Below are 14,916 nucleotides of genomic sequence, written 5' to 3'. Positions count from 1 at the left end.
AAAGTTTAGTGTTGTGTTAATTTCCAGAATTTACTTTTGATTGCGGACAATGAAGTCCGCGAACAATTCTAAATCATGGATTTTAACCAGCGAGTAAAAAGACGTATAGCGGGATTAGACGAGCGTTCGGTGGCCATATTATTGGCTATTACAGCATTTTTATGTTATACAAGTATGTATTCATTTCGGAAATCATTCACAGCTTCGGCTTTCGCCAGTGAATCTATTTTTGGTTTAGATTATAAAGTGTGCATGGTCATTATCCAGATGTTGGGATATTTGTTCTCGAAGTTCTACGGAATTAAATTTATCTCCGAAAGCAAGCAACGGCATAGAGGACGTTATTTAATTGCCCTGATCTGTATTTCATGGGCAGGATTATTGGCTTTTGCGCTTTTACCAAAACCGTGGAATGTCATTTTTCTTTTTATCAATGGTTTTCCATTGGGAATGGTTTGGGGCTTGGTGTTCAGTTACCTCGAAGGTCGTCGGTATACGGAAATTATGGGAGCCGTCATGTCGGTGAGTCTGATTTTTGCGTCTGGTTTTATCAAGACTGTGGGGCGTTGGTTAATGGATACCTTTCAGGTTAATGAATTTTGGATGCCTTTTTTAACAGGGATGCTCTTTTTCTTACCCTTTGTGCTGTGTGTATGGATTTTGGAAAATGCGCCTGGGCCGACCGCAGAAGATAAGCGTTTACGGACCGAACGCGTCGCAATGGATGCAACGATGCGCAAACAATTTTTTAGCGTATTCATGCCGGGTATTATCCTAACCATTATTATCTATACCATGTTGACCATTTTACGCGATGTGCGGGACAATTTCGAGATTGAAATCTGGCAGATGCTGCACCTCCAAGGGGCCGGTATTTTTGCGAAAGTCGATGGAACGATTGCATTAATTGTCTTAATTTTAATAGGCTGCCTGATTATGGTAAAAAACAACCTGAAGGCATTTAAGCTGATTCATTACATGATTATTCTGGGATTTCTTATTGCGGGGATTTCTACCTATTTATTTACCAGGCACTGGATCGGGGGACTCAGTTGGATGTTATTGGTGGGTTTGGGACTGTACATGGCCTATATTCCTTACAATGCCATATTTTTTGAACGGATGATTGCGACTTATCGTATGAAAAGTAATATCGGTTTTGTGATGTATATGGCTGATTCGGTGGGGTATTTAGGAAGCTTTCTCATATTAATGAATAAAGAATTTTTGCCAAATTCAGTCACCTGGGGAGCTTATTTTATTCAACTGGTTTATCTTGCTTCAATTATAGGCGCTATTTTGGCGATCTTCTCGCTCGTTTATTTTGTTCGCAAGAAAGAGCAGATGAAAACAAAAAAAGATGATAAATTGGTACAGCCCTGGCAAGCATCCAATGGTGAAGTACAAATAAGTTAATGCTAATATTTTTAAAGAATGAAAACAAATACATACGATTTAATTGTTGTTGGAGGTGGTATCTTGGGGACTTTTCATGCTTATCACGCGCTGAAAAAAGGCTTACGTGTGCTACAGCTGGAAAAAGATAATTTTCCTGTAGGTTCTACTGTACGCAACTTTGGCCAGGTGGTGCCCTCAGGAATGGCAGGGGAGTGGTTTGATTATGGTGTAAGGGGATTGGAAATATACCAATCCATCCAACAGGAAATGGATATTTCCATTCGGAATAATGGCAGTATTTATATCGCGTCCGATGCCGATGAAGTGCAGGTCATCCACGAACTATCCGCACATTATCAAACCAAAGGATATGAGCATGCCCTTTGGTCTAAAGAGCAAATCCTGGCAAAATATCCCAGTATGAATGCGGATTACGTGAAAGAAGCCATTGTTTTTGAACAGGAACTAAGTGCTGAGCCCGAAACGATGATTCGCCAGCTGCATATTTTTATGCAGGCAAAATTTGATAGGTATACGCTGAAATATGACACAACTGTTATCGCGTGCGAAGATGCCAATGAAATGGCATGCTTGACAACAAGTAGCCTAGAAACCTTTACAGGGGCTAAAGTAATTATCTGCAACGGTTATGAATTTAAGATCCTGTATCGTTCTCTATTTGATGATAGCGGTTTAGAAATCAGTAAATTGCAAATGATGCGTACCAAACCTTTGCCTCAGATCCAACTACCCGGAAATATCCTGACTGGATTAACGATTCGCCGTTATGAAAGCTTCGAAGAATATTGTCCGTCATTTGGCGCTATTCCTGTACCTGAACATTATCACGAACTGCGCAAATATGGCATCCATATTTTATTTAAACAGGCTACCGATGGTAGTATTATTGTTGGCGACTCACATGAATATGCAGCCGGTAATCGATTGGACGAACTGGGTTTTGAAGTGGATACCTATATCAACGAACTGATGATTGCTGAGGCGAACCGTATTATTCCGATGCAGAAAGACTGGATTGCTTCGTCTTGGTCGGGCTTTTACTCACAGCATAAAGACCATATTCTTGAAGTTGACATTAGTCCACGTATCCATGTACGTACCGGTATCGGCGGTAAAGGAATGACAGCCAGTGCCGGGTATGCCGAACAAAGTATTGAAAAACTTTTTTAATTACGTTCCCCTCCATTAAAAAAGGTTCTACTTAGCGAAAGTAGGACCTTTTTCTTTCTAAGCCTGGTGTCTGCTAAACTATTTCGCAGGAAAAAAGCAATCTATAGGCGAATAGAATAAGTTTGTAGTTTTAAAAAATTAATTATTAAGAATTTTTGCTAGCGGTTTGCAATTGTTTATTAAAAACTTTCTGCTCACTGGTACCAACTATTTGCTGGTAATATTGTTCTTTATAAAAGAGCAATCCAATGATATTTCCTTATTGCTTAGGTATTAAACAATGTTTTTTATTAACTTCACAGGCATATTAAAACCAGAAATTACAAACAGCAACTTATGGCAAATCAGAATTTCCCTGAAAATGAATGGCGAAGGATAGAGAAATTAAAGTCTTATGAGTTAATGGGACTAGGGAAAGATCCCGAGTTGGATGTATTTGCGCAGGCAGCCTGTTTGATTACCGACTGTCCCGCATCATTGATAGCGATGATGGAAGAGCAAACACAGCGTATACAAAGTTGTGTGGGTATGGAGCTGGATACTGTCGAAAGAGAAAATACCGTTTGCCAATATACGATTTTGAGTAAGGAATTGCTCGTTATCGAGGATACCTTTGAAGATCCGCGCTCTTCCGCCAATCCCTTGATCCGGGAAGGTAATATCCGTTTTTATGCTGGGGTACCGTTGATGGATGAGGATGGAGATGTGTTGGGAACCATTTGTGTGATCGATTTTCAACCAAAATCACTTTCGGATCGGCAGCGACATTTATTGGAAGAGCTTGGAAAAGGAGTGACCAAGATCCTACTTGGAAAGAAAAGAAAGCGGCAGGCTGGATATTTCTCCGAAATCTTTCAGTTGACAAACAATGTTATTTGTGTGTTGGATGAAAATTGCCGGGTTAAAGATGTCAATCCTGCCTTTACCGGTGTACTGGGGATATCAAGGCCAGATAGCATTGGAAAATCCCTTTTTACATTATTGCAAGATGATACGAAGACACTAGCTGCTGATTTAAAGCAGATCGAAGCTGCTGATTTCGGCATTCAATCGACATCATCAACTTCCATCGCAGATGGCAGTGAAGTCATTATTGAATGGCATTTTAAACATGACCCCATCAACCATGAAATTCTGGCCTTTGGCCGTAATGTCACCAAAGAGCGTCAGGAAAAACTGAAACTGGAAAATTCAGAGCGACGCTTCCGTAGTTTCTTTGAAAATGCCATTGGCCTGATGAGTATGCATGATATGGAAGGCAATATTCTTGCTGTCAATGAAAAGGGAAGGGTCATGCTGAAATATGAACAGCAAGAGGTAAAGTCGCTCAATCTGAAAAAATTGGTTCCGCCACATCATGTGGCATTGGTTGAAGAATACTTAAAACGTATTGCTAAAAATAAAGAAGACTCCGCAATGATGGTCCTGCGGACAAAAGAGGGGGAAGATATTTATTGGCTTTATCACAATATGGTCGAACTGGACGAAGACGGTAAGCCCTATGTCGTCAGTACTGCATTGAATATGACCGATCGCATGCGTTTGGAAAATGACCTGCTGCATACCAAACAAATTTTGGAGCAGACCAATGCTGTTGCTCAGGTCGGTGGCTGGGAGGTAAACCTGGCTGAAAATAGGGTATATTGGTCAGAGTCCACAAAGTTGATCCACGGCGTTGATCCTGATTTTACTCCGGATTTTGAACATGCCATCGGTTTTTATGAACCCGAAAGCCAAATCGCCCTACGGCAGATATTTGAAGAATCGGTCCGCAACCGAAAACCTTATGATACGGAATTGCGTCTGTTGAAACAGAGCGGAGAAGCGATTTGGGTCAGGGTAAAAGGAATTCCTGAATATGAGAATGATGTCTGTAAACGGGTATTTGGTATTATCCAGGATATTGATAAGAGTAAGTCGCTATACCTGGAACTGGAACGCAAAGAGTCCATGCTGCGCGCGTTTGTGAATTATGTGCCTGCATCCGTGGCGATGTTCGATCGTGATTTTAATTATGTATCATTGAGCAACCAATGGATTGAAGACTTTCATCAAGATGAAACTCAATTGCTTAATAAAAACCTGTTTGAACTTTTTCCAAATATTCCGGAACAGCGAAAGAAAATCTATCAGGATGCATTGCGGGGGATTCCTTATAAGAATATAGACGAAGTTATTCAGGCGGGTGGAATAGCCGAACCACAGCATTTCAACTGGGAAGTAAGACCTTGGCATTTGACCGATGGAAGCATTGGTGGGATTATTATTTTCACACAGAATATTACGGAGTCTGTCCAAAAAAATGAGGAACTAAAACACGCGAAAAAAATGGCGGATCTGGCAAGTAAAGCCAAATCAGAGTTCTTGGCCAATATGAGTCACGAAATCCGGACTCCATTAAATGGCGTAATCGGATTCTCGGATCTCTTATTGAAAACACCGCTCAATGATATCCAAATGCAATACTTGGGCTACATTAATGAATCTGGCAACAGTCTGTTAAATATTATCAACGATATTCTGGACTTTTCGAAGATCGAGTCCGGAAAACTGGAACTGTTTGTCGATAAACATAATGTATACGATATCGCCAATCAGGTGATCAATGTTGTCTTATACCAAGCTCAAAGAAAGGAAGTCGAATTGCTTTTGAATATCGAGCAAGGATTGCCCGCCTTTATATGGGTTGACGATGCACGTATTAAACAAGTGCTTATAAATTTATTGGGCAATGCGGTTAAGTTTACTGAAAAAGGGGAAATTGAATTCAAAATAAGTCAGCTGCATCATACTGATGATAAGCTACGCCTGCGTTTTGAAGTACGTGATACAGGGATCGGAATTCCTGAGGAAAAACAGCAGCGTATTTTTGATGCCTTTACACAGGAAGACAGTTCTGTCAGCAAACGTTATGGCGGGACTGGGTTAGGACTTACGATCTCCAATAATTTATTGAAATATATGGGCAGTAAGTTAAACCTGACCAGTCAGCTGGGCACTGGGTCTACCTTTTATTTTGATATTGATGTTGCCTGCGAGGCGGTGGAGCAGGAAGATGCTCAATTACCGTTAAATCGGGTGCTCGTCGTAGACGATAATGCAAACAACCGCACCATCCTGCAGCATATGCTGAGTTATAAACAAGTCGAATCTGTTTTGGCGGAAAATGGTATGGAAGCTTTGCAATTGCTGATGAAGGGTGAGCGTTTCGATGTCATCTTAATGGATTATCATATGCCTATTTTATCGGGACTCGAAACCATTGAAAAGATCAAGGAACTCTTTCGACAACAGGAAGAAGGTATTCCCTTGATTGTATTGCATACATCTTCCGAAGAGCACGAAGTAATTTCAACATTTAGACAGGAAGAAGGCTCATTTTGTCTATTGAAACCTATTAAATCGGAGGAGTTGTACCAGACCCTGCGTAGGGCTATCCAACAAAATAAAGAAGATACGGAACAGGCAAAGGTAAATCTATCTTTATCTGCTGATGTCTATCGAAAGGAAATGCAGGTTTTGCTAGCGGATGACAATGCGGTCAATATGGCATTGAATGTAAGGATGATGGCCAGTATTATGCCCGATGCAATTTTGACAGAAGTGTCCAATGGTGCGGAAGCAATTCAGGCATCTAAAGCAAACCATTTTGACCTCATTCTCCTGGATGTACAAATGCCCGAAGTAGACGGTATCGAAGCAACGAAGCAGATCCGTCAAATGAAAGAATATCAAAATACACCCATTATCGGTATCACAGCCGGCAATATTTCTGGAGAGAAAGAACGCTGTCTGAATGCGGGAATGTCTGATTTTCTAGCTAAACCTATTCGCCAACAGGATTTATTTAATGCGTTGGAAAAAGCTATGTTATCTGTTTCGACCTCTTCTGGTATATCAGAAGAGGTAACAGCTCAGCTTGAAACACATTTGGATGTACAGCGCCTGCATGAGCAGGCAGGCGATGACCCTGCATTTTTATCTTTTTTCCTTGATCTGGTCATCAAAGAAATTACAGCATCGGGTGTTCAGATCGCAGAAGCAATACAGGAAAATGACCTGAAGCGTATGAAGGAGCTATTACACAAATTGAGAGGAACTTCTTCAACCGCCGGATTGATTAAACTTGCCCAATTAACGGAAGAACTGGAAACTAGCATTTCATCCGACACCGATCTCTCGAAAGCCTTTGCTGTAATTGAAGTAGAAATGGAGCTGGGGTTGGACTTGATAACGAAAATTTTAAATAAATAGGAATATGTTGATTTTAATTGCCGAAGACGACGAGTTAATTTTACGTACCGTAGAACACAAATTAGTAAAGGAAGGACATGAAGTTGTTTTAACTAGAAATGGTCAGGAAGCAATCGAGAAGATTGAGGCATCAGATTTCGATCTGGTGGTAACCGATATTATGATGCCATTTGCGTCGGGGATCGAAATTCTTTCCGCGATAAAACGCATCGGAAAAAAGATTCCCGTCATTGTGTTGTCAAGTATGGGGCAGGAAGAAGTGGTCGTAGATGCCTTTGATCTTGGCGCATCGGATTTTATGGTTAAACCTTTCAGTCCAAACGAACTGATCCTGAGAATAAAACGCTTAACAACTAAATAAACGTATTGTATGCCCAGCCATATCTTCCTACATGAGCTTATTCTAGCGATTATTGTCGTCCTGATTCTGGTACTGTTGCTGATTATTGCCGTGCTGGGATTTAGCTTTTATAGTTATAGGATCTTGCATAACCGACAATCCTGGAGACAGATTATTGAATATAAAATTATGGAGACGATTGTGGGCAGTGATACAAATCGTGAACGGGATCAGGAATTTAGCAAGCATTTAAAAGAACCATCCTTTCGGGCGCTTTTTTTAGAGGTACTGGTAGACTCCGACCGGAAGTTTTCGGGCGCAGCCAAAGAAGCCATCAATGGCCTGTTTTATGACTTTAAACTGGAAGATCAAGCCTGGCGAAAGCTACGGCAAAGCAAAGCCTATCTTGTGGCCGGCGGTATACAGGAATTGGCTGCTATGAATGTTGAAGCGGCAATTCCGGAAATAAAAGCGAAGCTGAATGATGAGCGGATGGCAGTTTATCAGGAAGCACAGTACGCTATGGTAAGTTTTCAGGGCTATGAAGGTCTTGGATTCCTTGAACATGTTGATAAACCCCTATCAGATTGGCAGCAACTACGTCTTCTATACTCTATTCAGTATTTACCTGACTTTTCCGATGCACAGGTTTACAGCTGGTTAAAGCGTACAAATGATTCCGTCGTTATATTTACTTTACGCCTGATCCGCAAATTTAGATTACTGTCATTTTATGCGGAAGTATATGAGTTGCTTGCTCATCCGGCCATTCCTGTTCGTGTGCAGGCAATACGCAGCATGCAGGCAATAGAAAATAGCGCGACGATCGGACAGTTTATTGCCTGCTTCGACCAACAGCCGATTGATGTGCAGCTCGAAATTCTAAAATCCATGAAGATCGCCAGGAGCAGGGAAAGTGAGAACTTTCTAAAGGAACAATTGTGGAATAATGCCGCAGTATCGATTAAAATTGCTGCGGCCGAAGTGCTGGTGATTTTAGGAAAAACCGACTATTTGCGCGAAATTTCGCAGGAGACAGCGACCGGAGACGAGCTTATACAGATTATTAAACACGCTTTGCAAGAGAAAAAATGTTAGAGTTTTCCCATATTGTCTATGAAATTGTAGTTTGGCTATTTTTGTTATACTCTGCTGCCGTATGTATTATTTATACTTGGATAGGGCTGTATGCTTATGGGGCGGTATTTCGCTATAAACATAAAAACGCGTTTACCGATTATAGCATCGTTGCTACAAATCCCAATGCACCGACCTTCAGTCTGATTGCACCTGCCTATAATGAGGGCATGACCATCATTGAAAATGTACGCTCCTTATTATCCCTCTATTACCATAATTTGGAAATTATCATTGTGAATGATGGAAGTAAGGATGATTCCATGCAAAAGCTGATCGCAGCTTACGAACTTGAACCCACGTCTTTTTTTGTCCAGGGAAATATTGAAACCAAAGAAATCCGGGGTATCTATAAGAGTAAAAATCCTGCCTTTAAAAAACTTATTGTTGTCGACAAAGAGAATGGGGGTAAGGCAGATGCACTGAATGTCGGAGTCAATATTTCTGCCGGTGATTATATTGTCTGTATTGATGTCGATTGCATTCTTGAACAGGATGCAATTTTAAAATTAGCGAAACCTTTTCTGGAACAAACAGACAAACGTGTTATTGCCTGTGGCGGGGTAATACGTCTGGCCAATAATTGCAATGTGGTTAATGGATCTGTAACGGATGTCAATCTTCCAAAGTCCTGGTTGGGTCGCACACAAGCTTTGGAATATATCCGTGCCTTTATTCTGGGACGGATGGCCTGGTCCCGCGCTTCTGGACTGATTCTGATTTCTGGTGCCTTCGGGGCTTTCGATCGTCAGATCGTTTTGGCCTGTGGTGGCTATGACAGAAATACTGTAGGTGAAGATATGGAGCTCGTAGTCCGTATGCGACGCTATATGGAAGAGCAGAAACAAGCCTATGAAGTCGTTAATATTCCCGATCCCTTGTGCTGGACAGAAGTGCCAGAATCGAAAGAGATCTTGCGCAAACAACGCAACCGCTGGATGAGAGGGACTATGGAGACGCTATGGAAGCACCGCAAGCTGATGTTTAATCCCAAATATGGCCGTTTTGGGATGATCAGTATGCCATATTGGTTTTTATTCGAGTTTTTAGGCCCTATCGTCGAATTTACAGGCTACATTATTTTTGTGATCTTTTTTATTTTAGGCATTATTAACTGGCCCTTCTTCTTTGCTTTATTTTCACTGGTCATCGCTTCCGGAATTCTCTATTCCATCTATGCCATCTTGGTTGACCTTGTCAGTCATCAGGTCTATACAAAAAAAAGGGATCTTTCGACCTTAATTACAACAGCGGTTCTTGAGCCTTTATATTTTCATCCCATTGTTGTCAAAGCCGGTGTGCAGGGAGTCGTGGATTATTTTCGCAAGCAGCATGGCTGGGGCGAAATGACAAGACAGGGGTTTCAGCAAAAAGAGGCGAATGAGTCTGTTTGGAAATACCTGGCTAAGCGATTAAATGCAGCTTTGCAGGGAATTGGTCCTGTTATATTGGTTTTCTTTGTGCTGTATATTTTATCTATTGGGGCGGAATGGTGGTGGTATGGTCGACGCTTTGCCCAGCTTACGGAGGCGGATGCAGGTAAATATTTGCTTGTGGACAACCTGATTTTTGCCTTTCAGGTGTTAGGCTGCTTGGGATTAGGTTATTTATTGCTTCAGTTTATCAGCAGTTTTTGGTCCAAGTTTCTGCTGGTCTTATCGTTTTCAGCAATCATAGTCATTCAATTTATCCTGTTTTTGTATTTTGCTGAATCGAGAAACCTGCTGGGTGCAGACTTATTTTATTACAATTCCGAAGAGCTGAAGCAGATTTTGGAAGCCAGTGGCATGTTGAATTTTACAAATATCGCTTTACTTTTAGTATTGATTGCGATTGCCTGGGTTCCCCTCTGGATTGCCAATAAGCAGACTTTTAAAAAGGCTTATGTGGGTATTTCATGTTTGTCTTTGGGTTTTATATCCTATTTTATTTCTTCAGGTTCGATTTTGGGAAGCGCTTTGACAAAAGATGAATTCGTAGCCAATGCAAGCCGAAGTAAATGGCGGTATTTTTTTGAATCTAATTTGTCAGATTATGTGGCGGAACATCCCGGCATGCTGGCGGCATTTTATCAGGATGAAGTGGATACCAAAGAACTGAATAGTAAATTCCCTTTTCTGAAAACTGAGGACACTAAGGATTTCCTGGGAGCCTATTTAAAGAAGACAACGAGGCCGCCCAATTTAGTCATTCTTGTGATTGAGGGCTTAGGCCATGCCTATAGTTCGGAAAATGGGTATATCGGCAACTTTACACCATTTATAGGTTCATTAAAAAAGCAATCGCTGTATTGGGATAATAACATGAGCTCTTCGGGACGGACATTCTCCGTATTACCTACATTAACGGGATCATTGCCTTTCGCCATGCATGGTTTCCTTGAGCAGGATACTTTGCCGGATCACTTTAATCTGTTCAACATTCTAAAGCATAATGGGTTCAATACAGGGTTCTTCTATGGCGGCAACTCCAATTTCGATTTCATGAAAAAATTCATGGACTATAACAAGATTGATAGGTTTATTGACCAGGACGCTTTTGCTCCACCCTATAAGAAGTTACCGGAAAAAGGAGGCGAAAGCTGGGGCTATGAAGATCAGGCTGTATTTAGCAAATTGCTTGAAGTACAGAAAGTGCAAGCGGATCCCTATTTCCATGTGCTGCTGACACTATCTACACATAATCCCTTCCTGATTAATAATGTGGCCCATTATGAGCAGTTATTTGATCAGCGGATTGCATCTATGGAGTTGTCCTCAACGCAAAAAAAGTGGGCCCTGGAAAATCGGACCCAGCTTGTTTCGGTCTTAAATTTGGACGATGCTATGGAACAGTTTTTTAAGGAGTATAGCAAGAGACCCGATTTTGCAAATACCATTTTTGTCATCACGGGAGACCATGCCATGCCGGAGATCCCGCTACAGAGCAAGATCGACCGTTATCATGTACCACTTTTGATTTATTCACCACTATTAAAAGAAGCAAAAACCTTCCGCAACTTTGTAAGCCACTTTGATGTAGCCCCTTCGTTGCTGGCCTATTATAGAGAAAATTTTGCGCTGAAAACTCCAGCTCAGGTGACCTGGATCGGCCAGGGGCTTGATAAAGGTGTGTCGGCAAAAGGCGAGGGGATTGCCATGATGCAGAGCAAAAATCAGCTGGCTGATTTTGTACGGGGCAATTATCACCTGTCTGAGGGACAATTATACCAACTGGATGGAAGCCTCAATGAGGATATTGCTTCGGATGCTGCAAAAGAAGAAATGTCCAAGCGCTTTGAATTGTTTAAGCGCAAGAACAAACTGTTTTATACTCAAAAGCAATTGCTGCCGGACAGCGTTTACAGCAATTATTTCGGTCGCCTGAAGAAAGACTAAAATTTGCGGATATAACCAAGGATGATGTCCAATTGATTGCCTTTTTCTTTTGGTCGGAATTCTTGGTTATAATAGGTGCCGGAGATCGAAAATAGGTTGCTTTGTTTGACCGAAAAATTATATTCTGCTCCCACTTTAAATGTCTTTAATTTGTACGGGGCGTTATCCAATAAATTATTCCGGTTTTCTTCGGGACTCAAACCTGTACCGGCGCTAAATCCAAAGTAATCGTTTGCACCTTTGGTATAGTAACGTACTGTTCCGGTATAGGACTGGGAAATATTCTTCTCGCCGGGTGTAAGGTATGTTCGCAGGTTGAACCAGAAGTTTTCGTAATATTTTCCGACGGAAGCTGTATACATCCAGATATTGTCACTGAAATGGAGCTGACGGTAACCGATTTCCCCTTCAAAACTGTTTGGTAAGTTGGCGTATAAGGAGACACCCGTACGGTATTTGGCAAATATGCCCACATTATTGGAGTAGGCTGCTCCGACATAAAGATAAAATAGCTTGGATAGGCGTGGGTAAGCTTCCATTTCAAATTGTACACCATTCTCCGCAAACTTATTGGCATAATTTGTCCGAAAGATCACCGAGCCGATTGGCGTAGCCCGTTTATAGCTCAAGCCAACGATATGCCAGTTGTTGTCAAACTGTTTGTCAAAATAGACGAAATTATAGGTTAGGCCAATGGCGTTTTTAGCGGTATATTCTTCAATGTTTTTGGCCAGAGACCGCGCTTCCGCATTTTTGGGGTCGATTTTAAGGAGTTGGTGGACGGCATTTTCGGCAACCTCGTAGTGATTGGCGCTATAGTTAATCTTGGCTTTTAACAAGAGCAGGTCCTGAGATTGCGGGTGAAAACCCAATCCTTTGTCGGTCAGTTGGGTCGCTTTTTCAGTCTGATCATTCCAGTACTCCAGCGCAGCATAAGCGAGAAAAAAGTCTTCATCCTTTGTATTTTTTTTATCCAGCTCCTGAAAAAGTGTTCGGGCCGAATCAACCTTGTCCGACCAGGTATAAAGACGTCCAAGAAAGATGCTGATGTCCGTGTATTCTGGTGCCTGTTGAAGGGCCTGTTTTGATAATTGAATGGCCTGTGGATAATCTTTTGAATCAAAAGCTACCTTTCGTGCTTTGGCAAAGAGCTCATCAGCAGTGATCTTCGTCTCTTGGGCAATTGAAAATAAAGGTAATAAAGCGAGAGATAGTAATGGATAGGTTACTTTTTTCATTCCAGATTGTATCGTTAAGATTTTAGCTTGCTAATATATAAACTAAAATTAGAAAATATTGTTTGCCAATAAGCGTTTTTCCATGAATTTTCCCGTTAAATAAGTAGCTCCCCCAGAGAAGAGAGCTACTTGGGCTCTGTTTTAAAAAGATAGTTTCGTAAAGCGCCAGTGCAGTGTATCCACGAGGGTCAATTGATTACAGTCTACAGGCAGTCCGGCAGCCAGCTTAAGTACCTGCATGGCCATCATACTACCTATTATCCCTGGTAATGGACCCAATACACCATTTTTATCACAGTTGGGAACCAGCTCAGGAGGAGGAGCTGTCGGAAATAAGTCCAGCAAGTTCTTGCTGCCACAATAATTAAACACCGCCAATTGGCCTTCGAATCCATATATACTGCCATAGACCAGGGGCTTATTGAGTTTGAGACAGGTCTCATTGAGCAGGTAACGCGTCTTAAAGTTGTCACAGCAATCTACAATGATATCATAAGGCTGAAGAATTTCTTCGGCATTATGCGCCTCGATTTTAACAGGTATAGGCCGGAAATCAATTGTACTGTTGTGCTGCTGTATAAAGTCGGCGGCGCTGCTGACCTTGCCGTTATACAGCTGTCTTTCGCTGTGGATGACCTGCCTATTGAGATTATGCAGCTCAACCCGGTCGAAGTCGACCACAGCAAGTTTGCCAATGCCCGCAGCAGCGAGATATTGTAATACAGGACTTCCCAGTCCGCCCGCCCCAACGACGAGTACTTTGGAATCCATGATTTTGCGTTGTCCCGAAACACCGATCTCCTCAATAAAGATTTGTCGGCTATAGCGTTCGAATATAAGGTCTTCTTTCATCCATTTAACGGATTAGTCCTGAATAGCTGCTTTCCCAATCTTTCATTACGGGGGAATAGCCCATTTTCCGGATTTGTTTTTTTATGGTCTCCATATCCCGTTCGTCGCTGACTTCAAACTGCTCCAGTGCCTGGGGATCGACGACATAGCCGCCAGGATTCGTTTTTGAGGCCGCGCTCATTGTCGTTACACCGATAGGGATAATATGGTCCCTAAAACGTTCGTTTTCCCGGGTAGAAATGGAGATTTCCAGGTTTTCATTCCACAAGCGGTAAGCACAGATCAATTGCAGCAGATGCTTGTCCGATAGATCGAAATTGGGAGCTACCGAACCTTCGGCTGGCCGTAGCCGCGGAAAGGAGATTGAATACCGCGTTTGCCAATACTGCTTTTGCAAATAGGCAATATGGGCTGCGGTAAAGAAGCTGTCCACACGCCAATCTTCTAGTCCGAGTAGCACGCCTAATCCGATTTTATGGATACCCGCCTGCCCGATGCGGTCGGGTGTGTCCAGCCGGTAATCAAAATTGGATTTCTTGCCTTTGGGATGATATTTTTTGTAGACCTCCCGATGATAAGTCTCCTGGTACACTAAAATAGCATATACCCCCGCAGCCTGTAGCAACTGATACTCCGCCAGTTCAAGCGGTTGTACCTCGATGGATATCTGGGCGAAATGAGGTTTGAGCAGTGTAATGGCCTGCAGAAAATAGTTAATTTCCACGGTCTTGTTTGCTTCACCGCTGACCAATAATACATGATTGACACCCATGGATTTGAGCGCCATGGCTTCGAGCAATAGTTCTGTGTTGTTCAGGGTTTTGCGTCGAATTTTATTGTCCATGCTGAACCCGCAGTAGGTACAGATATTCTGACATTCGTTGCTGAGGTAAAGTGGCGCATAGAGCTGTATGGTCTTACCAAAGCGGCGTTGTGTGATCTGCTGGGCTTTGACAGCCATCTGTTCCAGATAAGGTGCTGCTGCCGGCGATATCAGCGCGATGAAATCATTCAAGGTCAGATTATCCCTGTTTAATGCATGGCGTACCTCCAGATCGGAGCAGTTATAGATTCTCTTCTGAACGTCCTCCCAGCTGTATTGATCGAGTATCTCTTTAAAATTGTTCAT

9 protein-coding genes are annotated in these 14,916 nt (G+C 42.1%); 6 read left to right on the top strand and 3 right to left on the bottom strand.

The genetic code is table 11. The features are described from left to right. Window positions 1-75 precede the first annotated feature (75 nt). The 6 genes from BWD42_RS08270 to BWD42_RS08245 all read left to right on the top strand — a co-directional run bounded on the left by BWD42_RS08270 (window position 76) and on the right by BWD42_RS08245 (window position 11,697). On the top strand, window positions 76-1,416 hold the full coding sequence (locus tag BWD42_RS08270; protein WP_077434907.1) for a DUF5690 family protein: 1,341 nt from the start codon (window positions 76-78) through the stop codon (window positions 1,414-1,416). Window positions 1,417-1,434: 18 nt separating this feature from the next. Then, the gene (locus BWD42_RS08265; RefSeq protein WP_077434905.1) at window positions 1,435-2,589 is read left to right on the top strand and encodes a TIGR03364 family FAD-dependent oxidoreductase; all 1,155 of its coding nucleotides are present in this window, start codon (window positions 1,435-1,437) and stop codon (window positions 2,587-2,589) included. Between the two features lie 336 nt (window positions 2,590-2,925). Beyond that, window positions 2,926-6,843 carry a response regulator gene (locus tag BWD42_RS08260; protein WP_077434903.1) on the top strand — a complete coding sequence of 1,306 codons (3,918 nt, stop codon included), beginning with the start codon at window positions 2,926-2,928 and terminating at the stop codon, window positions 6,841-6,843. 4 nt (window positions 6,844-6,847) lie between these two features. Then, entirely contained in the window at window positions 6,848-7,204 is a 357-nt protein-coding gene (locus tag BWD42_RS08255; RefSeq protein WP_077434901.1) for a response regulator transcription factor, read from the top strand. Between the two features lie 9 nt (window positions 7,205-7,213). After that, on the top strand, window positions 7,214-8,281 hold the full coding sequence (locus BWD42_RS08250) for a hypothetical protein (protein ID WP_077434899.1): 1,068 nt from the start codon (window positions 7,214-7,216) through the stop codon (window positions 8,279-8,281). Continuing rightward, complete coding sequence (locus BWD42_RS08245; protein WP_077434897.1) at window positions 8,275-11,697, top strand: sulfatase-like hydrolase/transferase; 3,423 nt, start codon at window positions 8,275-8,277, stop codon at window positions 11,695-11,697. Before BWD42_RS08250 ends, BWD42_RS08245 begins: the two co-directional genes overlap by 7 nt. Here BWD42_RS08245 and BWD42_RS08240 read toward each other — a convergent pair. The 3 genes from BWD42_RS08240 to thiH form a co-directional block, all read right to left on the bottom strand. Next, window positions 11,694-12,935, bottom strand: coding sequence for a YaiO family outer membrane beta-barrel protein (locus BWD42_RS08240; protein WP_077434895.1), 1,242 nt, complete (start codon window positions 12,933-12,935; stop codon window positions 11,694-11,696). The two genes, BWD42_RS08245 and BWD42_RS08240, sit on opposite strands and share 4 nt — an antisense overlap. Window positions 12,936-13,076: 141 nt before the next feature. Beyond that, a complete protein-coding gene (locus BWD42_RS08235; protein ID WP_077434893.1) occupies window positions 13,077-13,787 on the bottom strand; it encodes a HesA/MoeB/ThiF family protein in 711 nt (236 codons plus the stop codon). A 4-nt stretch (window positions 13,788-13,791) separates the two neighbouring features. Continuing rightward, the gene (thiH, locus tag BWD42_RS08230; protein ID WP_077434891.1) at window positions 13,792-14,916 is read right to left on the bottom strand and encodes a 2-iminoacetate synthase ThiH; all 1,125 of its coding nucleotides are present in this window, start codon (window positions 14,914-14,916) and stop codon (window positions 13,792-13,794) included.

It is taken from the genome of Sphingobacterium sp. CZ-UAM (assembly GCF_002000245.1).
Classification (GTDB): Bacteria; Bacteroidota; Bacteroidia; order Sphingobacteriales; family Sphingobacteriaceae; genus Sphingobacterium.
Note: the sequence above shows the minus strand (reverse complement) of the source record. Positions and strands in the feature narration are given on the sequence as shown.